This is a genomic window from Nocardia panacis, assembly GCF_003598715.1.
GTDB classification, from domain to species: domain Bacteria; phylum Actinomycetota; class Actinomycetes; order Mycobacteriales; family Mycobacteriaceae; genus Nocardia; species Nocardia panacis.
Genome location: NZ_QZFU01000014.1, coordinates 117,011 through 139,177 on the forward strand (window position 1 = coordinate 117,011; position 22,167 = coordinate 139,177).

Genomic DNA, 22,167 nt, shown 5'->3' on the forward strand with positions numbered 1-22,167 from the left:
CCCAGAACCAACGGTGGAAACCGGCACAGTGTGGCGTTGGAAGCCACGCAACGGCACCGGCGTGATCAAGCTCGATGACGCCGACGGCACGCTCGTGTGGTTCCACCTGTCGGACGCTCGCGGGGATCTCGACATCGTCACGATCGCCGAAGGGCTGCCGGTCGAAGTCGAAGTCGAGCCGATTCCGCGGGGGGAATGCACATGTCGCGCAAAGTCGGTGCACTGCAGAAGCTGATATGCGCCGCCATTGCGGCTGCCGCGGGTATCCTCGCCGCCGCAGGTTCGGCGAACGCCGTCCCCCGGTCACGCCGATTTCCAAATGGTGTTCACGATGCATTCGAGCTGAACACTCCGATGCTGCGCACACCCGCGAGGCGCCTGTGGGACTGCGAGGGCGAGCGCGAACGTCGTCACGCCGGCGACGCGCAGGCAGGCGGCACACCGGTGTGTGCTGGCAGACTGTGGAATCTGCGGGGTGTGGCGCCTGCATCGGGTTAGCCTGTGGCGCATGGGGAGCAGCATCCATCGGCTGATGGTCGGTGCGGCGGCGGTGGCCCTGGTGGCGGGCGGCGCGGTCGCGGCGGGCGCGCGGGCGGAGGACGACGTGCGCTGTCTGGTGTCCTCGGCGCGGGAGTTCGAGCGGGCGCGGCCCGAGGCGGTGGGTTTGGACACCGACCGGCTCAATGACGCGCTGCGTTTCGCCAAGGATCGAAATCGGTTGAATGTTCAGGTGTTTCGCAATGACTGCCTGGTCGGGGTCGGACCGGGCAATGAGCTGACCGGCGGGACGCCGTGGAATATCTGGAGTTCCACCAAGAGTGTGGTCTCCCTGCTGGCCGGAATCGCATGGGACCGCGGCGCACTCGATCTGCGCGCCCCTATCGACAAATATCTGCCGCCGGGGCTTGGCGATACCGGACATCGGTCGATCACGGTGCAGGATCTGCTGACCGAAGCCTCCGGGCTGCGCGTCTCCGCATTCACCGAGGGTATTACCGGCGTCTTCCCCATCGATCCGAACAGCGCGGTGCAGGCACTGGGTGTGCGACAGGATCATCCGCCGGGCACCCATTTCTCCTACAGCCAGCGCAGCGTCGACCTGCTCTCGTACGTCATCGAATTGGCGATAAACGAACCGCTGCAGGACTTCGCCCAGCGCGAACTGTTCGATCCGCTGGGTATCCGGCGATCCGACTACTACTGGGCGCGTGATCGGTCCGCGCACACCTACGGATACGCGCACCTGCTCATCCCGCCGGACGACTTCGCCAGGATCGGCCTGCTGGTTGCCAATGAAGGGCATTGGGGCACAATGCAAGTCGTATCGAGCGACTATATGGCGATGGCGCGCACGCCCTCGCGGACCAACGAATGCTACGGCTACCTGTTCTGGCTCGGCCCCGGCTGCGCGGAGATCCCGGACTTCCTCCCCCACGACACCTATGCGATTTCGGGTCTGGGCCTGCAGAACGTGTTCATCATCCCGAGCCTGCACCTGACCGTCATGTGGACGGGCATCTTCGGCAATATCAGCAGGCAAGGGCTGGCAGGCGCCGTTCAGAACCAGGCCGAACTGCCGTACGAATTCTTCCGGAAACTGCTCGCGGCCTTCCTGCACCCACCGATCCCGGACCCCGGCCCGTATATCGAACCGCCCGCCGAAGTCGACCCGCGCGGCCTGATCGACACCGATATGTTGCTCGCGGTATTCGGCATCGGCCCGGACGCCTATCCCGGCTGCAATGTGTTCAACTGCCTGAACGAGCCACTCGCCGCACCCTTCTCCGACACCCCGCCCGGCTGCGTGATCGTGGTCTGCCTCGGTTCGGAAGCGCCCGGAATCCGGGAATAGGGGCCTGTTCAGCCGGCGGTCACCACCACTCCCCAGCCCCGAGCCTCGAGTACCACCGCACCCCAGTCCTGCAGAACCAGGGCAACTTCGGTGAAGTCGTGGAATGGGCAGTACCCGTCGTAGCCGGCATCGAAAGCGGGTTTCAGTTCCGCGATCCGATCCCCGAACAGCGCCCGGTGGTCGGGGAGTTCGACGACCACCGGGGGCGAGCAGGCCGAGCACAACCGCACGTGTGCGGGCTGCGGCGGCATCCCCGAAGGGCCGATGAAATCAGCGTCCCGGTCGGGACCCCGCCACAGCAGGCGACCGAGGAACGCCTCGCCATGCGCGCGCAGGTCGGCCCGGACCAGCGCGCGCCATCAGGTGGGCGCGACTCGATCAGCGTTGTTCGAGCAGGACTTCGGCGATCTGGATGGTGTTGAGGGCCGCGCCCTTGCGCAGATTGTCACCCGACACGAACAGGGCCAGGCCGCGACCATCGGGCACACCCGGATCCTGACGAATCCGGCCGACCAGGGATTCGTCGATCCCGGCCGCCGCCAGCGGAGTGGGCACCTCGACCAGCCTGACACCCGGAGCCTTGGCCAGCAGCTCCTGTGCGCGCTCCACCGAGAGCGGTTCGGCGAATTCGGCGTTGATCGACAGCGAGTGGCCGGTGAAGACCGGGACGCGCACGCAGGTGCCGCTCACCAGCAGCTCCGGAATGCCGAGGATTTTGCGGCTCTCGTTGCGCAGCTTCTGGTCCTCGTCGGTCTCGCCGGAACCGTCGTCCACCAGCGATCCGGCCAGCGGCAGCACATTGAACGCGATGGGCGCGACGTATTTCTGCGGGGCCGGGAACTCCAAGGCCCGCCCGTCGTGCACCAGCGCCTCGGCCTCGTCGACCACGGCGCGGATCTGCGAGGCCAACTCCTGCACACCCGCCAAACCGCTGCCCGACACCGCCTGGTAGCTGGAGATGATCAGCCTGCGCAGACCCGCCACATCGTGCAGCGGTTTGAGCACCGGCATGGCCGCCATCGTGGTGCAGTTCGGGTTGGCGATGATGCCCTTGGGCAGGTTGCGAGTCTGCTCCGGGTTGACCTCGCTGACCACCAGCGGGACCTCGGGATCCTTGCGCCAGGCCGAGGAATTGTCGATCACCGTGACACCGGCGGCCGCGAAGCGCGGAGCCTGCACCCGAGACATGGTCGCGCCGGCCGAGAACAGCGCGATATCGAGTCCGGTGGGGTCCGCGGTCTGCGCGTCCTCGATCACGATCTCGCCGCCGCGCCACGGCAGCGTCTTACCCGCCGAACGCGCCGAGGCGAAGAACCGGATCTGCTCGACCGGGAAATCCCGCTCCTCGAGCAGTTTGCGCATGACCGCGCCGACCTGACCGGTCGCGCCGACGACGCCTACCCGCACACCCATGACTATCGCCCCGTTCCCGCGTGCACCACGGCTACCTCGTTGCCGCCCAGATCGAATGCCTTGTGCAGCACCTTGACCGCCTCGTCCAGTTCGGTGTCCCTGACCAGCACCGAGATCCGGATCTCCGAGGTGGAGATGAGGTCGATATTGACCCCGGCCTCGGCCAGCGCCTCGCAGAACTTGGCGGTGACACCGGGGTGGCTCTTCATCCCCGCGCCGACCAGCGACACCTTGCCGATGTGATTGTCGAAGATGACCTGCGCGAAACCGATCTCGCCCTGGCGCTTGGTGAGCGCCTCCACCGCGCGCGAGAGATCGGTCTTGGGCAGGGTGAAGGTGATATCGGTCTTGCCGGTCTCCACCTTCGAGATGTTCTGCAGCACCATATCGATATTGATCTCGGCGTCGGCGACCGCGCGGAACACCTTGGCGGCGTAGCCCGGCTCGTCCGGGAGACCGACCACTGTCACCTTGGCCTCGCTGCGGTCGTGCGCGACGCCCGTGAGGATTGCCTGCTCCAAGGGGATGTCCTCCATCGATCCGTAAACGTAGGTGCCTTGCTTGTCGGTGTAGGACGAGCGCACATGGACGGGCACGTTGTAGCGGCGCGCGTACTCCACGCACCGCAGCATGAGCACCTTGGCCCCGCAGGCCGCCAACTCCAGCATCTCCTCGTAGGAGACCTGTTCGAGGCGTTGCGCGTCGGGCACGATGCGCGGGTCGGCGGTGAAGACGCCGTCCACATCGGTGTAGATCTCGCACACGTCGGCGGCGAGCGCGGCGGCCAGCGCGACGGCGGTGGTGTCCGAACCGCCGCGGCCCAGCGTGGTGACGTCTTTGCTGTCCTGGCTGACGCCCTGGAAACCCGCGACCAGCACGATGGTGCCCTCGTCCAGCGCGTCGCGCAGCCTGCCCGGCGTGACATCGATGATCTTGGCGTTGCCGTGCGCGCCGGTGGTGATGACGCCCGCCTGCGAGCCGGTGAAGGAGCGGGCCTCCGCGCCCAGCGAGTGAATGGCCATGGCCACCAGCGCGTTCGAGATGCGCTCACCCGAGGTGAGCAGCATGTCCATTTCGCGCGGCGGCGGGGTGACCGCGACCTGCTGGGCCAGATCGAGCAGTTCGTCGGTGGTGTCGCCCATGGCCGAGCAGACGACCACCACGTCGTGGCCCTGCTTCTTGGTTTCGACGATCCGCTCAGCGACGCGCCGGATGCGCTCGGCGGTGGCGACCGAGGATCCTCCGTACTTCTGAACGACGAGAGCCACGGCGGCAGTCCTCCAAGATCGACGTGAAGCTGGATATCAGGACTAAAGACTACCGACCCCGGTCCAGGGGTTATCGGGCTACCTCCGGCATTCGAGGGAGGCGATCGTCACTGTGCGGACTTGCCGTGACGACCGGTCCGTTGTTGTGACCCGCATCACCGACCCGTGATAATGGTGCGATGCAGGCAAATGTCGGAGACCGACTACACGTGCACAGCCATGTGGTGGGTGAGATCGATCGCCAAGGCGAGATCATCGAGGTGCGCGGTCAGCAGGGCGCGCCGCCGTACGTGGTCCGCTTCAATGACGGCCACGAATCGCTGGTCTTTCCCGGCCCGGACGCCGTGGTCGAACCCGCGTAGGACGCGGCGGGCGAAGCCGTCCTCCGACCCGAGCGTGGCCGGAGGTACGCCTCAGCCGGCCGAGTTGTCGTGCGATCGCCGCAATTTCACCACGGCGATCGAGATGATGCCCGCCAGCAGCACCCAGCCCGCAGTCTGAATGATGGCATTCACATCGACGGCAGGCTTCCACTCGCAGCGCCCGTCGCGCAGCACGAAAGCGCCGACGGGTTGACCGCCGAATCCGAATCCCAGCCCCTCTCCGGCCCCGCTCTCCGCACCGCCGCCACCACCGCCGCCACCGACTCGCGCGGCCGCGATGATGATCGCACCGTCTTTCTCATAGGGCTCGCTGTAGACCAGGCGCGCGTCGACGCCTCCCCGCATGCGGTCGAGCAGTTCCTGATATCGCATGAGACCTCCCGTTTCCGCCTGATCGTAGGCGCTTCCCACCGGCGCTCACCCCCGAAATCAGCCGGGACGGACAGCCTACGCAACCGTAGGTGAGTGTTGACGAATCGAAGTGCGCATGGGAAGAATCGGCCTCGATGACCCTTCGGGGGGCGGAGGTTACGAAACATGCGCACCAAATCCGATATCCACATCGTGGTGGACTCCGAACCGGCGCGGGTGTTCGACGCACTGGCCGCGGTGGACCAACTGCCGCAATGGTCGCCGACGCACGACGACGCGCGCATAGCGACCAGGGACGAATCGGGCCGCCCGCGCCGCGTGTTCGTCAACACGAATATTCTGGGCAGCCTGGATATGCAAGTGCTGGAATACGATTGGGGCGAGAGCCGGGCCGCCTGGAAGATCGTCGACAGCTCGCGTGGCTGCAAAGGCAATGGCTGGTGCGAGGTTTCGACCGCGGAGAACGAGACTCGCCTCTGGTTCCGCACCGAAGTGTATGTGCCACTGCCTATTCCGGGTATTCTGCTCAAGCGGAATATGCGCAAGTACAGTGAACTCGCGGCGCAGAACTTCATCGGGTTCCTGGACGGCTTTCCCCGGCCGATCGATCCGTTCACACCCGCCGCGGATCCGCTGCCGCAGGATTCGCAGCCGGAATCGGTCTGATCGGCGTGTGACGCGATTGGTCGACGCGGCCCGGATTGCGCCGCTTCGTCGAATTCCGGTGCGACCATGTGCCCATGATCGGATCCAAGCGCGTACGACTGATTCCGGTGGCCGAGGATGCCTCGGTCACCCAGCTCGAACTGTTCTTCGACCTGGTGCTGGTCTTCGCTTTCACCATGGTGACCGACCTGGCCGCCGAGGATCCCAGCGCCGTGAATGTGCTGCGCGCTTTCCTGGTGTTGGCCGTGATGTGGTGGTTGTGGATCGCCTATTCCTGGCTCGGCAATGTGGTGCGCGCCGACGAGGGTTTCACCAGGGTGGCCATGTTCGCGGCGATGGGGGCGGCCTTCATCGCCGCGCTCGCCGTGCCGGAGGCCTTCCACGATCTGCCCGGCGGCTGGTACGGACCGCTGGTGTTCGCCATCGCCTATCTCGCGGTGCGACTGGTGCACCTGACAGTCTTCTGGCTGGCCAGCGCCGAGGACGCGCAACTGCGCGGTCAGGTGGCGCGGTGGGCGCTCGGCTCGATCTCCATCGGCACCACCCTGCTGGTGGTCGCGGCGCTGACCTCCGGTGCGGTGCAGATCGGGCTGTGGATCGCCGCCATCGCGGGCGATATGCTCTGGACCCTGCTTTCCGGCGACGACTGGCGGGTGAATTCCGCGGGCCATTTCGCCGAGCGGTACGGGTTGATCATCATTGTCGCGCTGGGCGAATCGATCGTGGCCACCGGCGTCGGCGTGGCCGGGTTGCCCATCTCCTGGCCCATCGCGCTGGGATCGCTACTGGGACTGGCTATTTCGGGCCTACTGTGGTGGGCCTACTTCGATATGGCCGCATTGGCGGTCGAACACGAATTCCGGCGGGCCACCGGTGAGCGGCAGATCCGGATCGCCCGGAATTCCTATACCTATTGGCATTTCCCGATGATCGTCGGAATCATCGCGCTCTCATTGGGTTTGAAGAAGGTGCTGTACTACGTCGGCGACGCCTCACATCACACGCTGCACGACGCGCTGACCGGAATCCCGCTCTACGCCCTGTACGGCGGTGTGGTGCTGTATCTGGTGGCGCTCATCGGATTCAAGCACTACGCGACGCGGCAGATATCCGCGACGCGACCGATCACGGCCGCGGCGCTGCTGGCGCTCATCCCACTGGCCGCCGCCCTACCCGCCCTGGCGGCGCTGGCGCTGCTGTGCGCCGTGCTGGTGGCCATGATCGCCTGGGAGACAGTGCGATTCGCCGAGAATCGGGATGCGATCCGACACGGGGCCTAACTCTGACGTTTGGCGAGGATGCTGCGGGCCGTCTCGTCGACCGGCGTCGGCCCGTACGCCGAGGGCGGCACCCTTACGCCCGCGTGCATCGCCTCCCGGATCTGATCGATGTTCTCCCGCAACAGATCCGCCACGAACTCGTCGGTGCGCGGATCGTCGAGCACCTGGAAGACGATGCGGAAGACGGTATCCGCGACGAGCCGAATGATCTCGTCGTGGAACGGCAGGTATTTGATCTTGCCCGCCTGCGGATCCTTCTTGATCAGATCGAGGATCATCGCGTCCATCTCGGCGCGATTCTCCTCGAGCGCCGCGGCGATATTGCGGGTGTAGTGGCCGATGCGCAGCACCTCGCCGACCTCGTCGAGCACCGCGACCGCCATGGGGCGCTTGATGATCTCCACGATCGTCCCGACGAAGCGGTTCATCAGGGCCGCGGTGATCCGGTCCCCGAACGCGCGATCGGCCACCCGCGCCAACCGCACCACGATCACCACGATCCGCAGCAGTCGGAAACCGCGGAAAATGGGGCTGGTCACCGGGATCATGCCCAGCACCTCGTACCAGTAGACGAACGGGTAGGTCCACGGCCAACCCGCCCGCCGCCAGCGCCACAGGAATTCCAGCGCGAACACCGCGCAGATCGAATAGTCGACCGCCACGATGGCGCGATAGGTGTGCGGGGCGACGTGGAAGAACGTCACCCACACCACCAGGCCGACCGAGACCGCGGCCAGCGCGAGCATCACGAAGTCGGTCCACAGCGCGGGCGGTTTGCGCGGTGTGTCCCCCTCCGGCGGCAACGGATCCTCCGAACCGTAGCCGCCGCCCCCATATATGCCGGGAGTTACCACGCCAGATCCCTTCCACGCCGAACAGTCCCGGCCGAGGGTAATCGGCGAAACCGTACTCGCACAGGGGATCTAGCTCAGTGGCCCGCTCGGAGGATCGCCTCGATATTGCGTTCGGCGATGGCCGCGATCGTCAGTGACGGATTGGCGGTGGCGGTGCTGCCCGGAATGCCCGCGCCATCGGTGACGTAGAGGCCCGGATGCCCGTGTACCCGACCGTAGGCGTCGGTGGCCCGACCGAGCACGGCGCCGCCCAGCGGATGCGCGGTGAATACGGCATTGGCGTCGTAGCCGAGCAGGCCGTACTCGGCCACCGCGCCCGCGCGCTCGGCGATCCGATGATCGACCGCCTTGGCTGCGGCGACCACGTCGTCGCGGTTGCGGGTCGACCAGGCTAAGCCGACACCATTGTTGCCGGGGTTGTAGCCGAAGCGGGCGCGTGCCGGATCCAGCACCATGCCCAGCGAGGCCAGTGCGCCCGTCTCGAACGGGATGCCGGGGATGTACCAACTCTCCAGGGTGAGCGCGACGCCGGAGTCGTCGAAGATGCGGCTCGCGCTCGGTACGCCCTGACCGTGTCCGGCCAGCGAACTCGCGCCGCGGGCCAGCACCACATCGCCGTTGGTGCCCCAGCCGTCGCCGACGTGCTCGTTGAGATTGGGGAGTGCGCCGGTGGCCTGGGCGCGGACCAGCAGTTCGGAGGTGCCGACCGAACCCGCGCCGAGGAACAGCCGGTCGCAGGTGAGGGTGCGGGTGGCCAGCACCATTCCGGTGGGATCGAGTTTGGTCACCTGCACGGTGAAGCGGCCGCCCGGCTCCTGGCCGATGGCGTCCACCCGATGCCCCGGATAGATGCGCGAATTGCCGGTGCCCTCCGCGTAGCGCAGGTAGTTCTGGTTCAGATCGAACTTCGCCCCGTTGGAATTGCCGAGGTTGCTGCGGGCGGCGATGGCCGAGGGCCGGGTCGCCCCGTTCAGCTCGCCGCGCACGATATCCCAGTTGAAGATGGAGTCGTTGGGCTGCGGGTCGTAGCCCGCCTTGCGCACCTGATCGTCCCAGGCCCGCGAATGTGCGAACGGGTGGGAGTTGTAGATATCCGGCGGCATCGGGCTCAGCCGTAGCATGTCCCGCACGCGCGGGTAGTAGACATTGGCCAGTTCGCCGTAGTCGACCACACCGCCGAAGACGCTGTCGAACAGGCCGCGTTCCGGGGCGACCATGGCGCCGGTGAAGATCACCGATCCGCCGCCGACCGCCGCCGCGCGCCACACATCGATGCCGGGATACTGCGTGCAGTCCAGGACGCCACCGAAATCGGAGAAGCCGACCGGCACCTTGGTCACACCGGTGAAGCTGGTGCGATGCCAGAAGCCGCGACCGTCGGGGATGTCGTCGCCGGTGAAAGGCTCCCGCCACGGATCATTCGGCCAGCGCGACCCGCGCTCGAGCACCGTATTGGCCATCCCGGCCTCGGCCAGGCGCAGCGCGGTGACCGCCGCGCCGAAGCCGGAGCCGATCACGATGGCGGGCGTGTGCTCCGGCGGGTCGGGCAGCGGCGCGAAGATCTCCGGCACCCAGACGCGATACAGCAGATCCCAGATGGGATCTCCCGCCGAGGCGGGCTTGGCCCGCATCACCTCTCCGACGGTTCCACCGGCTGCCCCGAGCAACGCGGCAATACCGGCGGCCTGAAAAAACGCGCGTCTGCGCACCAGCCACCTCCCTCATCACGCTATGGCCGAGCGCAGACTACCGGCACTGCCCGCGCGATGAACAGGTGCCGAAGGTCCGCACGTGATGTGCGCGACATTCATTCGGAAAACGGCTTGCGCTCCGGCGTGCACGTGAATCCCGCTGGGGGAACGCGCAAGTCGATCAGGTACTCATCGCGAATCCGCTGGTAGCAGGTGCCCGGCGGGGTGTGTCCCGCCCCCTCGGTGACCACCAGTCGGGCATTGCCCAACTGCTGTTCGGCGGCCTGCGCGAAGGCCAGACTAGTTATCGGATCGAAACGATTGTTGATCAGCAGAGCGGGGGTTTCGTTGTGGAACTTCCACGGTCCGGTGAACCGCTGCGGGTAGCCCTGCGCGGGAGATGGCCAGGACGCGCAGCTCTGGACCAGGTAGAACCAGTACGGCCCGTAGTTCGGTGCGTCCTTCGCGAATTCGCGCGCCTTCTCGGGCCAGATCCCCGGATCGCGGGGGACGGGCGCATCGGCGCAGGTGATCGCCGAGAACGCCGCCATGAAGTCGGGCTGGTACTCATTCGCGGGTCCCTCGATGAGGCCGGCGACCAGGGCCGGATCGCCCTCGGCGCCGCGCTCCAGATTGACCATCAGTTGGGCCAATTCATCCCAACCCTCGTAGGAGTTGTAGAGGAGTCCGGTATTGGCGGCCATGATCTTGGTGGCACTGAACGTGCGGGCCTGTTCACCGTGTCCGACGGTCACGCCGCCCTGCCGAACCTTGTCCAGCACAGCCTTGTTGCGCGCGGTGATGGCGGTCGGATCGGCGCCGGGCTCGGCACCGAAGGCACACCTGTCGCGACCCGCCAACGCGCACTGACGCAGGAATTCGGCGGCCGTCTGTTCGGTGCCCAGCGCGGAGTCGCGCTGGCGCGCTATCGAGTCGTTGGTGTAACCGTCCGGGTCGATCATGGCGGTGAGTTGCAGCGCCCGCACCCGCTCGCCGAACAGCGCGCCGTAGACCTCGCCCAAATAGCTTGCGTAGGAACCACCCTCGTAGGTGAGTTTCGCATCGCCGACCGCGCGCCGGAGCAGATCCATATCGCGGGCGGCGTCGGCGGTGGTCACGTGGGCGAGCAGTTCGCCCGCGTTGGCCCCGCACGCGGCGGCGAATTCGCGGCTGAGGGCCTCGGTGGCGCGCTCCTGCTCGGCATTCACCGGCGGGAGCGTGGCGCGCGACCAGAACTGTTGGGCCGCCTCATCATTCGGGAAGCAGCGAATCTTGCCGCTGCGACCGATGCCGCGCTGGTCGAAGGTGACGATATCGAATCGCTCGGCAAGCGGACCCGGCAGTATTTCGCCGCCTGCCGCATCCTCGAATCCGGAACCCCCTGGACCGCCGGAGGCCGTGAACAGGGTGCCGATCCGGTGGGCGGGATCCTTGGCGGGTTGTTTCAGGACGGCCAGCCCCAACTTGGGACCGTCCGGCTTGGCGTAGTCGATCGGCACCTGCGCGGTCGCGCAGACCTTCCCGACCAAAGGTGCCGCGCAAGGCTCCCACGCGAGGGTGGGGGTCGGCGCGGCATCGGCCTGCGCCACCAGATCGGCAATGGACGAACCGCGCGGCGGGTCTTTCGGCGCGGAACTCGAACACGCGGTCATCGCCGCGACCAGGCCGGCTATCCCGGCCATGGCGAGAATCCTCGAACCAGACATAACGGCCATGGTGACCAAGTCCCGCGCCCGCGTCGTCACCCTTTCGGACTAGTCGAACTCGACTAGGTCACCTGTCCAATCGAACTAGTGCCCGCCGCACCCGCATGCCGCTGATCGCACCGGGCACCCGGACGCTGGATCAGCGGACGCGACCTCCAACGATGGGACCGCACTTTCCGGGCCGGCGGGGGCACGGTAAACTTTCCGTCATCATGCAGCCGGCACTTCTTCTCAGCCGCCGCGACGGGGTCTGATCGGACCGGCTCCCGTCGCGGGGTTCTTCGCGCCGGTCGACCCAGTAACTCGGGAAAAACCACACCCCCTCGGAGAATCGCATGTCCCCTGCTGACGCCTTCGTATCCGGTTCGCGCACCATCACGCCCCCGGCCAAGCCCGCCCCCGCCGACCAGCCCGCCTGGAATACGCAGCTCGATTCGGCGATGCCCGCCTTCCGCTATCGGCCCTTCGCCGAGGAGGTCGAGCCGATCACCCTGCCCGACCGCACCTGGCCCGATCGGGTCATCACCACGGCCCCCGGCTGGTGCGCGGTCGACCTGCGCGACGGCAATCAGGCCCTGATCGATCCGATGAGCCCGGCCCGCAAGCGCCGCATGTTCGACCTGCTGGTGCGCATGGGCTACAAAGAGATCGAGGTCGGATTCCCGGCGGCCAGCCAGACCGATTTCGATTTCGTCCGGGAGATCATCGAGGACAACGCGATTCCCGACGATGTCACCATCCAGGTACTCACCCAGTGCCGTCCCGAACTGATCGAGCGCACCTTCGAGGCGTGCACGGGCGCGGCGAATGTGATCGTCCACTTCTACAATTCGACCTCGATCCTGCAGCGGCGCGTCGTCTTCCGCGCCGACCGCGCCGCGGTCAAGAAGATCGCCACCGACGCCGCCGCGCTGTGCCTGGAGATCGAGCGCCGCCACCCGGACACCAACTGGCGCTACGAGTACAGCCCGGAGTCCTACACCGGCACCGAACTGGAATACGCCAAGGAGGTGTGCGACGCGGTCTCGGAAATCATCGCGCCCACCCCTGGTAAACCGCTGATCATCAACCTGCCCGCCACCGTCGAGATGGCCACGCCGAATGTGTACGCCGACTCGATCGAGTGGATGAGCCGCAACCTGGCCCGCCGCGAGTCCATCGTGCTCTCGCTGCACCCGCACAACGATCGGGGCACCGCCGTGGCCGCCGCCGAACTCGGCTACCAGGCGGGCGCGGACCGCATCGAGGGCTGCCTGTTCGGCAATGGCGAGCGCACCGGCAATGTCTGCCTGGTGACCCTGGGCATGAACCTCTTCTCCCGAGGCGTCGACCCGCAGATCAACTTCTCCGATATCGACGAGATCCGCCGCACCGTCGAATACTGCAACCAGCTGCCGGTGCACGAGCGGCACCCGTACGGCGGCGACCTGGTCTACACCGCGTTCTCCGGCAGCCACCAGGACGCCATCAACAAGGGCTTGGACGCCATGAAGGCGGCCGCCGACGCGGCCGACTCCGATATCGACGACATCGTCTGGGAGGTGCCGTACCTGCCGATCGACCCCAAGGATGTCGGCCGCACCTACGAGGCCGTCATCCGGGTGAATTCGCAGTCCGGCAAGGGCGGCGTCGCCTACATCATGAAGACCGATCACGGGCTGGTCCTGCCGCGGCGACTGCAAATCGAATTCTCCCAAGCGATTCAGCGCATCACCGACGGCGAGGGCGGCGAGGTCACGCCCAAGGAGATGTGGGATGTCTTCCACGGGGAGTACCTCGCACCGATCCGGCCGCTCGAGCGGATCCGGCAGAAGGTCACCGCGTCCGAGACCGACGGCGGCACCGACGCGATCGTCGCCACGGTGAAGGTGGACGGTGTCGAGCAGGAGGTCACCGGCACCGGCAACGGTCCGCTCGCCGCCTTCGTCGACGCCATCGCCGCCGTGGGATTCGATGTGCGCGTACTGGACTACTCCGAGCACGCCATGTCCGCGGGCGACGATGCCCAGGCCGCCGCGTACGTGGAATGCGCCATCGGGGAGAAGGTGGTGTGGGGCGTCGGTATCGCCACCTCCATCACCACCGCCTCGCTGCGCGCGGTGGTTTCCGCCGTCAACCGCGCCGCCGCCAAGTGATTTCGCGCGGTGCGGGACGCGCACACCGTCCCGCACCGCGAATTAGGCCGTTCTCGTGCACAATTGCGTTTACCGCCCCGGAGAATGCGGTATGGCTGCCGCAAGCACTTCGGGGTGCTCACCGTGCTAGCGTTTAAGCGCATTAGCGCCGAGCTCTCCTGCTCGATTCCCGAGCAGATGGGGGAAACGTGACAACCAACGACCACACTCCGACCTCACCGCCCTGGCTGCAGACTCATTCGGTGGATACGGCCGCGGTCAACGCCGATTCCTCGGGTCCGCGCGCACTGCGCGAGGAGTCCGATCCGCCCGCCGAAGTCGCGGCCCACGAGGTCGCGGGAGATGTGCCCGCGCAGCAGAATTCGGACATTCCGCCGGAGTCGGGTCAGCATTCGCTGCCGGATCAGACGACGGTTTACCCGCAGGGTTTGGCACCGGGTGGCGCGTATTCCGGTCAGTACCCGCCGAATTCGTATCCGCAGCCGGGTCAATATCAACCGGGTCCCAATTCCAGCGGCAATCATGCGCTGGTCGATCCCGCGTTCCGGCAGGAGATCGGGCCGGACGGCTTGGTGCGCCGCATCCTCCCCGACGCACCACCCCAGGACAGCGACCAGGGCGCACCCATCTACAGCTGGGCGCCGCCGCCACTGCCCGTGCCACCGCAGCAACCCCCCATGTTCCAGCCGCCGCCACAGTCCGGGCAGTTGCAGGCCGGACCGCCGCCCGGTCAGCCGTGGCAGCAAGGGCCGCAGGGCTTTCCGGGGCCGCACGCCCCGAATCCGCACCACCCGCAGACACCGTTCCAACCACAGCATGTGCCCGCACCGGGTCAGCCGGGCCATTCCGTCAACGACCTGAACCTGCTCAAGCGCGCCCGCCGGGCGCCGCGCGGCGGGTGGCGGCGCGCAGTGCACAAGGCCTCGGGCGGATTCATCAATCCGGGCGAGTCCTCCGCCGATGTGGTGTACCGCGACCTGGTCGACAGGGTGAACGCGCCGGTGCGCGGCGACTATCGGATCGCCATCCTGTCGCTCAAGGGCGGCGTCGGCAAGACCACCACCACGGTCGGATTGGGCTCCACCTTCGCCTCGCTGCGCGGCGACCGCGTCATCGCCATCGATGCCAACCCCGACCTGGGCACACTGGCCCACCGGGTGCCCAGGCAGACCCGCTCCACCGTGCGCAACCTGCTCGAGGACGACCACATCACCCGGTACTCGGATGTGCGCGCCCACACCTCGCAGGCCCCGAGCCGCCTGGAAGTGCTCGCCTCCGAACAGGATCCGGCGGTGTCGGAGGCGTTCAGCGAGGCCGACTACCGCAAGGCCATCGGCATCCTGCAGTCGTTCTACAACATCATCCTCACCGACTGCGGCACCGGCCTGATGCATTCGGCCATGTCGGGTGTGCTGGATATGGCCAGCTCGCTGGTGCTGGTCACCTCACCGGCCATCGACGGCGCGCGCAGCGCCTCGGCCACCCTGGACTGGCTGGTGCACCACGGCTACAACAAGCTCGTCGAGCGAACAGTGGTGGTGGTCAACGCCTCCCGGCGCGGTGCGTCCACGGTGGATCTGGATCAGCTGCGCAAACTGTTCCTGGATCGCACGCGCGCGGTGCAGGTGGTTCCGTTCGACGATCATCTCGCCGAGGGCGCGGAGATCGACCTGGACCTGGTCAGCAAGCCCACCCGGCGGGCGCTGTTGGAGTTGGCGGCCATGGTCGCCGACGATTTCGCCTATGTCAGCGGGCAGGCGCAGCATCCGATGGGATATCCCGGTCCGATGGGTCAGCCGGGCCAAATGGGGCAGCCCGGTCAACCGGGCTATCCGGGAATTCCCGGTATGTGAAGGTGGCTCGGCGGGCGTTCAACGCGCCTGCTGAGCCTGCTCGATCAGTGCGCGCGCCCCATCCCCCGAGACGGCCCGCGCGGCCAACAGGTCGAAGGCGCGCTCGTACAGCGCCACCTCTTGCGCATCGGTCACCGACAGTGCCGCCGACACCGTTTCGATCTCGGCGATCGTGCGGTCGCGCAGTACGAATCCGGTGGCCGGACAGCAGAATTCGGCGGTGAGCGGAATGATTCCGACGGTGGTGCGCGGCGCGTGCAATGTCTCGAACAGATATTCCAGTTGCTGCAGCATGATCCGGTCGTCGCCGAGGGTGCGGTAGAGGGCCTGTTCGCCGACCAGGAAGTGGAACCGGTGCCCCTCGTCCAGCAGGACCGTCCTGCGGCGCATCCGCGCGTCCACCGCCGCCACCAGATCCGTTGGGCCGTCCAGGAATTCGATACAGGTGCGCAGGACGGCGGTGGCGTAGTCGCGGGTCTGGAGGATGCCGGGGACCAGATCCGGCGAATACCAGCGCAGGGATTGGGCCGCCGCCTCCTCGCCCTGTAGTCGACCCTGCACCGGGGCGAACCCGTTGGCGAGCAACCGCCGCCACGGGGTGTAGCCGCCGATCGCACCGTGGCCCAAGGACTTTCGCAACCAGCCGGGTTTCACGCCGATCTCCTCCAGGTGCGCGTGTGGGCGGATGAGTCAGGCGCGCAATCGTTCCCGGCGCAACTGCTCGACCTCGGGCAGGTCCAGCGGGGGCAGTTCGGTGACACCGAGAGCGCGGCACAGCAGAAAGTCGGCGAGTTCGGGATTGCGGGCCAGAGCCGGGCCGTGCAGGTAGGTGCCGAGCACCGAACCCTGCACCACACCCTCCAAACCGTCACCGACACCGTTACCGATCCCGCGGGTGACTCTGGCCAGCGGGGCCGCGTCACCGCCGAGTTTCGTTCCGCCCCGGTGATTCTCGAAACCGGTGAGCGGTGCGGTGAGCCCGTCGAGCACCGGTGTGGTCGTCACCTCGCCGATGGCGCGCTTGACCTGCGGCGCGGTGGTGACATCGAAGAGACCGACGCCGTCGACCCGCTCCCCCGCCGAGGTCTCGTACCACTGACCCAGCACCTGGATGGCCGCGCAGATGGCCAGCACCGGCACGCCCTTGGCGGCGGCCTCCTGTAGACCCGGATAGCGCTGCAGGTGGCGGGTGGCCAGGCGCTGCGCCGAATCCTCCGCACCGCCCAGGGTGTAGATATCCAGCGAATCGGGCACCGGATCGGACAGGGTGATCTCCACGATCTCGGCGTCGTAGCCGCGCAACCGCAGCCGCTGACGCAGCACCACGGCATTGCCGCCGTCGCCGTAGGTGCCCATCACATCGGGCAGCACCAAGCCGATCCGCACTGTCGACTCAGTCATGCGGTGCGCTCCTCGAGTTCGCGGTTGAGATCACGGAACGCGGTGTAGTTTGCCAGCACCTCGACCCGGCCCGCCGGGCAGGAGGCGATGGCGCGCAACGGATCCGCGACGGTGGTGTGCTCGACGCCCGCGTAGGTCAGGCGCACCGCGAGGTCGGTGGCGCGCTCGCCGGAGGCCACCACCCGCACCCCTTCGAAATGTTCGAAGCGGACATCCCACAGCCAGGACAGATCCTCGCCGTCGGGCACCTGGCCGTTGACGGCGATGACCAGACCGGCGGCGGCCGGTTCGATCATCGACAGCGCCTCCTGCCAGCCCGCCGGATTCTTGGCCAGCAGCAGTCGCGCGGCGCGCCCGCCGACCTGCACGGTGCGATAGCGACCCGCGATCTCGCGGACGGTGCCCACGGCCTCGGCGGCCCGCGCCGGGTCCGCCCCCATGGCCACGGCGGCGGCCACCGCCTGGGCCGCGTTGCCCCGGTTGGCGCGACCCGGCAGCGCCGGACGCAACGGCAGTCGCACATCGTTCGGACCGCACAGCTGCTCGCCGTCCAACCACCAATCGGGTTGCGGCCGTTGGAAATCCGCACCGGTGCTGCGCCAGTGCACGCCCTCCCAGATGATGGGCTCACCGCTGCGCGGGCAACTGGTGGCGTCCACCGCCCAGCCGCCGCCTGCGGCCACCCACACCACCTTCGGGTGGTCGTAGGCGATGGAGGTGACCAGGACGTCGTCGCAGTTCGCGATGACCACCGTATCGGGATGCGCGGCCAGTCCGGCCCGCAGCTTGCGCTCGATCATATTGATCTCGCCAACCCGGTCGAGCTGGTCGCGGCTGAGATTGAGCAGTACGACGGCGGCCGGACTCAGCGCGTCGGTGACGTGCGGCAGATGCAGTTCGTCGACCTCGATGGCGGCCAGCGGCGCGTCGCGGTGCGCGTTGAGCGCGGCGACGATGCCCGCGTCCATATTCGCCCCGTCGGCCTGCGTGGCGACCGGCCCGAGGGTGCCCAAGGCGGCGGTGGTCATCCTGGTGGTGGTGGATTTGCCATTGGTGCCGGTCACCAGCACGGTGCGTCGGCCGCGCCCGAGCTGCTCCATGATGCCCTTGTCGATCTGCAGGGCGATCAGCCCGCCGATCATCGACCCTTTGCCCCGGCCCGCCTTCTGCGAGGCCCGGGATGCCGCGGCCGCCGCGGCCAGCGCGATCCGCCCGCGCACCGAAATATTCGCCACCCGGCGAGTCTAGGCCCTGTGTCGGAGTCTCATCCGGCCGGAGAGCGACCTTCGATCAGGCGCGCAGCTCGAACATGTTGGGTTGACCGGCGGCGAAGCGGTCGGCGTCGATGCGGCGCAGCGGTTCCAGTTCGGGGGCGCGGTAGAGGGTGAACAGGCGGCAGCGCGGCGCGTCGGAGCCCGCGACGTCGAGCAGCGCGTTCACGGCGGCCCTGGCGGACTCGTTGGCGCCTTCCATGGTGGCCAGGTCGACATTGGTGCGTACGTAATCGCCCGCCAGGAACAGGTTTTCCAGGCCGCCGTGGGCTTGCGGGCGGCATTCCCACGACCCTGCGGTGTTGATGAGCAGCGGGTCGGCATTGTCGGTTCGGCGGGCCTCATCGTGCCAGGAGATGCCGGGATCGAGGAACCAGGAGTGCAGATCCGCCGCGCGCAGCAGTTCGCCGCGATCGTTGAGATGAGCACTCAACTGCGTCCACACCTCGCGGGCGATCTCCTCGGGCGTGCATTCCTTGGCCGGTTTGCCGTACAGCGGACCCGGTGTATTCCAATCGGAGATATCCACCGAGAGGCAGTCGCGGACCGCGCCGTCACCGAATTCGGTGAGTTTGGTCGTCCACATTTGATTCTGGCTGATCGAGGTGAGCGACCACGGCGCGTCGATATAGGCGGTGTGGCCGCGCGCGATATCCAGTGGCTCGCGCAGGTAGAACTGGATACCGTTCATCCAATCGAAGGTGAGCCGGTCCATCGCGGCCAATTCCGGCCGGGCCGAAAGGATTTCGGGCGTCCACAACGTGCGCGCCCGCTCTGCGGGCAGTGCGAGCACGAAATAGTCGGCCTCGACGGCGCTTTCGACACCGGACCGATCGGCGACGGTGGCGCCGGCGATCCGCCCGCCCGCGGCCCGCAATGCCCGCACCTCGGTGTCGAGGACGAAACGCACACCCAGTTCGCGCAATCGAGCCACCCACGGGTCGAGCCAGGCGCGGTTGGTCGGACCGTTCAGGACCCGGTCCAGGCCGCCGTCGTTACCGATCTCCAACGGGTTGCCCAGGAACTGTTCACCCATATTGCCGATGGTGCGGGTACTGGCCAACTCCTCCTTGGCCGCGACCATGATGCTGGTCAGCGTGCGCGAGAGCAGGGCGCGGAATTCGTGCGAACGCTCGTGTCCGGCCACGAAATCGCGCCACGAGGTGCGCTCCCACTGCGCGAAACGCCGTGCGTCACAACTGGAATTGAAGACCAGCAGCCGGTCGGCGAAGAACATGCCCTCGGTGGGCGGCATCCGCAGCGCCGTGGCGATCCCCGCGCCGACCGTCTCGCGGAAGGCCTCCGGTGTGGTGGTGAAACCGCCGGAGCGCAGCGGGATCCGGAAGTCGTCGGCGTCGCGGCGCGAGAAGCGGACCTCGGAGACCGGAACCAGGTTGTCCCACACGCCATTAGGATTGGCGCCGAAGGGAATTCGGCGCATCGTATCCGGAATGTGCCGATAGAAGCCGGGGAAGAAGCGGAAACCGTGCTCACCGGGCAACTCGGGGCGACCGGCCGCCGCGGTGCCCGGCACCGGGATACTGCGCGCCTTGCCGCCGAGGGCGCGTCGCTCGTAGACGGTGACCTGAAATCCGCGCTCGCTCAACTCATGTGCCGCGGTGAGACCGGCGACGCCACCGCCGAATACCGCGACCCGTTCTCGGTCCGCCGCCCGCGCCGGGCTGCGCGCACCCGCCGTCAACGCCCCCGCTACCCCCGCCGCGACGGTGCCCCGAAGTACGGCCCGCCGAGATACCGCCGATCGCTGTGTCGCCATGCGCCGCTCTGCCGCTTGAACCTAGACCTGCTACCTCGGGGCAATACTGTAGAGCCGCCGCCGCTCTCGCGCTCGCCGAGGTGGTGCCTGCTCGGCGATTCCGTACCGACACATCCGCGCGCATCAAGCGTCGAGCGGGCGAATCAGGTAGTGACAGGCTATCTTTCGCGGATCTGCGCCACGACCGGGCGAAGGCGCCGTGGTCGCGGTGGCGGTTTCGGGCACCGCGACTTCGCCAACGCCGAGCCCCTGGCCGATCAGGCGCGCACGAGCGTGGACTCCTCGGACGTCGTATCCTCGGATACCGGCTCGGCCGGAACCTTCCGACGCGACGATGTGACGAGGAACGCACCGCCGATCACGATGACACCGCCCACGATCGAGGCCGCCGTCGGCACCTCGTGCAGGTAGGCCCATGACGCCGCGATACCCACCACCGGGACCAGCAGCGAAAACGGCGCGACCAAACCCGCCGGGTAGCGACTCATGAGGTAGGTCCACAGTCCGCTGCCGACGACCGTGGCCAGGATCGCGGTGTAGGCGATCGCGACCAGTGCGGGCCAGCCGGTGGCGGAGAACGAATCACCGAGCGCGCGCAGACCGGTGGTCGGTCCCTCGACGAACAGCGAGATGACGAGCATCGGCAGTATCGGGACGACGGTGATCCACAGCGTCAGGTGCAACGGGTTGAGATCCGGCGATTCCGCGCCCGCCTGCCGCGCGCCGATATTGCCGATGGCCCAACCGAATCCGCCCGCCAGCGTGAGCAGCACCGGGACGAGACTGGCATGCTCGAGCCGATCCCATCCGATGACCGCCATCCCCGCGACCGCGATCGTGATGCCCGCCAACTGGATCGGCCGCAGCCGCTCGCGCAGGAACAGCGCGCCGAGCAGTACGGTGAACGGCGCGGAGGATTGCAGTACCAGCGAGGCCAGTCCGGTCGGCATGCCGATCCGCATCGCGGTGAAAAGGAACGCGAATTGCAATATGCCGAATCCGGTGCCGTACAGCAGGATCCAGCGCATACGCACTTTGGGGCGGGGTATGAAAAGCAGTGCGGGAATGCCGACGACCGCGAATCGCAGCACGGCGAAGAAGAATGGCTGGAAATGATCGAGGCCGATGCGGAGAGCGAGGAAGTTCAGCCCCCAGAGCAGTACGACGGTGAGGCCGAGCAGACGATCGCGGTTGGACATATGTCCATCGTGAGTTCGGCAAAAGATCAGCACAATCGAATTGATCTGCACTATTCCTGTAGCATTGCTTAAGTGTCGCAGCTTCTCCATATGGGCATTGATCGACTTCGCCTGCTCCGCGACCTCGCCGATCGCGGCACCATCGCCGCCGTGGCCGAAGCCCGCTCCATGACACCGTCGGCAATCTCACAGCAGCTCAAGGTCTTGGCGAGGGAGGCGGGCGTCACCCTGCTCGAACCCGACGGCCGCCGCATCCGCCTCACCGACGCGGGCCGGGCGCTGGTCGTGCGCGCCGACGAGGTGCTGGCCGCGATGGACCGGGCCGCCGCCGAGATGGCCCACTACCGCGCCTCACCGCGCGGCCAGGTGCGGGTGGCCTCCTTCCCCTCCGGCGCGGCGCTGCTGCTGCCGCATGTGCTGCCCGCGCTGGCCGACAGCGGCGTCGAGGTCATCGCCCGCGACGAGGAAGCCTCACCCGGCGACACACAGCGCCTGCTCGCCGACTACGACGTGGTGCTCACCCACCGCAACGAGTTCGCGGGCGCCATCGCAGGCCCGCGGGTGGCGGCCCAGCCGCTGATGCGCGAACCCATCGATGTGGTGGTCGCGCCGAACCATCCGCTGGCCGGTCGCACCGCCGTGAGCCCGCAGGAGTTGGCCGACGAGGACTGGATCGGCGTGCGCGGCGGCCTCCCGGTGGACGACATCCTCACCACCATCAGTGCCACCACCGGGGTGCATCCCCGAGTCGTCCAACGACTCAACGAGTTCCGCGTCATCGAAACCTTGGTCGCCTCCGGTTACGGCATCGCCCTGATGCCCCGCTTCGCCGTCGCCCACCCGGACCTGTCGGTCCTGCGCCTCACCGGCGTCCGCGCCGCCCGCGTCTACGAACTGGCCACCCGCCCGCACGCCGCCCGGCGTCCCGCCATCGCGGCCGTCCTCGCCGCCTTCCGCGCGGCCGCCGCCCACGTCACGGCGGAATAGTTCAACCGATTCCGAACGCGAACCTGTGCGGCCCGGTCGCGCCCTGTCGGTTCATTTTC

20 protein-coding genes are annotated in these 22,167 nt (G+C 67.4%); 8 read left to right on the forward strand and 12 right to left on the reverse strand.

The features are described 5' to 3' along the window. The first annotated feature begins 13 nt into the window (after window positions 1-13). Both D5S18_RS06695 and D5S18_RS06700 read left to right on the forward strand, forming a co-directional pair. Window positions 14-235 (forward strand): cold-shock protein, encoded by a 222-nt coding sequence (locus tag D5S18_RS06695; protein WP_120038936.1) that lies wholly within the window; start codon window positions 14-16, stop codon window positions 233-235. A 273-nt stretch (window positions 236-508) separates the two neighbouring features. Further along, on the forward strand, window positions 509-1,852 hold the full coding sequence (locus D5S18_RS06700) for a serine hydrolase domain-containing protein (protein WP_239003585.1): 1,344 nt from the start codon (window positions 509-511) through the stop codon (window positions 1,850-1,852). 8 nt (window positions 1,853-1,860) lie between these two features. On the opposite strand, the gene D5S18_RS06705 is transcribed toward D5S18_RS06700, so the two are convergent. The 3 genes from D5S18_RS06705 to D5S18_RS06715 all read right to left on the reverse strand — a co-directional run bounded on the left by D5S18_RS06705 (window position 1,861) and on the right by D5S18_RS06715 (window position 4,533). Beyond that, window positions 1,861-2,103 carry a hypothetical protein gene (locus D5S18_RS06705; RefSeq protein WP_120038937.1) on the reverse strand — a complete coding sequence of 81 codons (243 nt, stop codon included), beginning with the start codon at window positions 2,101-2,103 and terminating at the stop codon, window positions 1,861-1,863. Window positions 2,104-2,230: 127 nt separating this feature from the next. Continuing rightward, on the reverse strand, window positions 2,231-3,265 hold the full coding sequence (locus D5S18_RS06710) for an aspartate-semialdehyde dehydrogenase (protein WP_120038938.1): 1,035 nt from the start codon (window positions 3,263-3,265) through the stop codon (window positions 2,231-2,233). A gap of 2 nt (window positions 3,266-3,267) precedes the next feature. Continuing rightward, window positions 3,268-4,533 carry an aspartate kinase gene (locus D5S18_RS06715; RefSeq protein WP_120038939.1) on the reverse strand — a complete coding sequence of 422 codons (1,266 nt, stop codon included), beginning with the start codon at window positions 4,531-4,533 and terminating at the stop codon, window positions 3,268-3,270. Window positions 4,534-4,712: 179 nt separating this feature from the next. On the opposite strand from D5S18_RS06715, the gene D5S18_RS06720 reads away from it, so the two are divergent. Next, a complete protein-coding gene (locus tag D5S18_RS06720; RefSeq protein ID WP_120038940.1) occupies window positions 4,713-4,895 on the forward strand; it encodes a DUF1918 domain-containing protein in 183 nt (60 codons plus the stop codon). A gap of 51 nt (window positions 4,896-4,946) precedes the next feature. Here the strand turns inward: D5S18_RS06720 and D5S18_RS06725 are convergent, their stop codons facing one another. Continuing rightward, window positions 4,947-5,288, reverse strand: coding sequence for a sporulation protein (locus D5S18_RS06725; RefSeq protein WP_147403868.1), 342 nt, complete (start codon window positions 5,286-5,288; stop codon window positions 4,947-4,949). Between the two features lie 165 nt (window positions 5,289-5,453). On the opposite strand from D5S18_RS06725, the gene D5S18_RS06730 reads away from it, so the two are divergent. Continuing rightward, window positions 5,454-5,954 (forward strand): SRPBCC family protein, encoded by a 501-nt coding sequence (locus tag D5S18_RS06730; RefSeq protein ID WP_120038942.1) that lies wholly within the window; start codon window positions 5,454-5,456, stop codon window positions 5,952-5,954. Between the two features lie 74 nt (window positions 5,955-6,028). After that, window positions 6,029-7,234 carry a low temperature requirement protein A gene (locus D5S18_RS06735; protein WP_120039044.1) on the forward strand — a complete coding sequence of 402 codons (1,206 nt, stop codon included), beginning with the start codon at window positions 6,029-6,031 and terminating at the stop codon, window positions 7,232-7,234. Here D5S18_RS06735 and D5S18_RS06740 read toward each other — a convergent pair. From D5S18_RS06740 to D5S18_RS06750, 3 genes are all read right to left on the reverse strand, one after another. Beyond that, entirely contained in the window at window positions 7,231-8,088 is an 858-nt protein-coding gene (locus D5S18_RS06740) for an ion transporter (RefSeq protein ID WP_239003586.1), read from the reverse strand. The two genes, D5S18_RS06735 and D5S18_RS06740, sit on opposite strands and share 4 nt — an antisense overlap. A gap of 74 nt (window positions 8,089-8,162) precedes the next feature. Beyond that, the gene (locus D5S18_RS06745; RefSeq protein WP_120038943.1) at window positions 8,163-9,797 is read right to left on the reverse strand and encodes a GMC oxidoreductase; all 1,635 of its coding nucleotides are present in this window, start codon (window positions 9,795-9,797) and stop codon (window positions 8,163-8,165) included. 98 nt (window positions 9,798-9,895) lie between these two features. Further along, window positions 9,896-11,461: an alpha/beta hydrolase gene (locus tag D5S18_RS06750; RefSeq protein WP_239003587.1), complete on the reverse strand. Its 1,566-nt coding sequence runs from the start codon at window positions 11,459-11,461 to the stop codon at window positions 9,896-9,898. A 359-nt stretch (window positions 11,462-11,820) separates the two neighbouring features. Between D5S18_RS06750 and leuA the strand changes: the two genes are divergently transcribed. Together leuA and D5S18_RS06760 are read left to right on the forward strand one after the other, a co-directional pair. Then, complete coding sequence (gene leuA, locus D5S18_RS06755) at window positions 11,821-13,620, forward strand: 2-isopropylmalate synthase (RefSeq protein ID WP_120038944.1); 1,800 nt, start codon at window positions 11,821-11,823, stop codon at window positions 13,618-13,620. Between the two features lie 188 nt (window positions 13,621-13,808). After that, complete coding sequence (locus D5S18_RS06760; protein WP_239003588.1) at window positions 13,809-15,473, forward strand: nucleotide-binding protein; 1,665 nt, start codon at window positions 13,809-13,811, stop codon at window positions 15,471-15,473. Window positions 15,474-15,491: 18 nt separating this feature from the next. Here the strand turns inward: D5S18_RS06760 and D5S18_RS06765 are convergent, their stop codons facing one another. From D5S18_RS06765 to D5S18_RS06785, 5 genes are all read right to left on the reverse strand, one after another. Next, complete coding sequence (locus D5S18_RS06765; protein WP_120038945.1) at window positions 15,492-16,127, reverse strand: DUF5753 domain-containing protein; 636 nt, start codon at window positions 16,125-16,127, stop codon at window positions 15,492-15,494. A 36-nt stretch (window positions 16,128-16,163) separates the two neighbouring features. After that, the gene (locus tag D5S18_RS06770) at window positions 16,164-16,874 is read right to left on the reverse strand and encodes a type 1 glutamine amidotransferase (RefSeq protein ID WP_120038946.1); all 711 of its coding nucleotides are present in this window, start codon (window positions 16,872-16,874) and stop codon (window positions 16,164-16,166) included. Beyond that, window positions 16,871-18,109: a MurT ligase domain-containing protein gene (locus D5S18_RS06775; protein ID WP_120038947.1), complete on the reverse strand. Its 1,239-nt coding sequence runs from the start codon at window positions 18,107-18,109 to the stop codon at window positions 16,871-16,873. The genes D5S18_RS06770 and D5S18_RS06775 overlap by 4 nt, the downstream gene beginning before the upstream one ends. 55 nt (window positions 18,110-18,164) lie before the next feature. Continuing rightward, on the reverse strand, window positions 18,165-19,922 hold the full coding sequence (locus D5S18_RS06780) for a hydroxysqualene dehydroxylase (RefSeq protein ID WP_120038948.1): 1,758 nt from the start codon (window positions 19,920-19,922) through the stop codon (window positions 18,165-18,167). A 257-nt stretch (window positions 19,923-20,179) separates the two neighbouring features. Continuing rightward, entirely contained in the window at window positions 20,180-21,121 is a 942-nt protein-coding gene (locus D5S18_RS06785) for an EamA family transporter (protein WP_120038949.1), read from the reverse strand. Window positions 21,122-21,211: 90 nt separating this feature from the next. Here D5S18_RS06785 and D5S18_RS06790 point away from each other — a divergent pair, with 90 nt between their 5' ends. Continuing rightward, window positions 21,212-22,108 (forward strand): LysR family transcriptional regulator, encoded by an 897-nt coding sequence (locus tag D5S18_RS06790; RefSeq protein WP_120039048.1) that lies wholly within the window; start codon window positions 21,212-21,214, stop codon window positions 22,106-22,108. The last annotated feature ends 59 nt before the right edge of the window (window positions 22,109-22,167 follow it).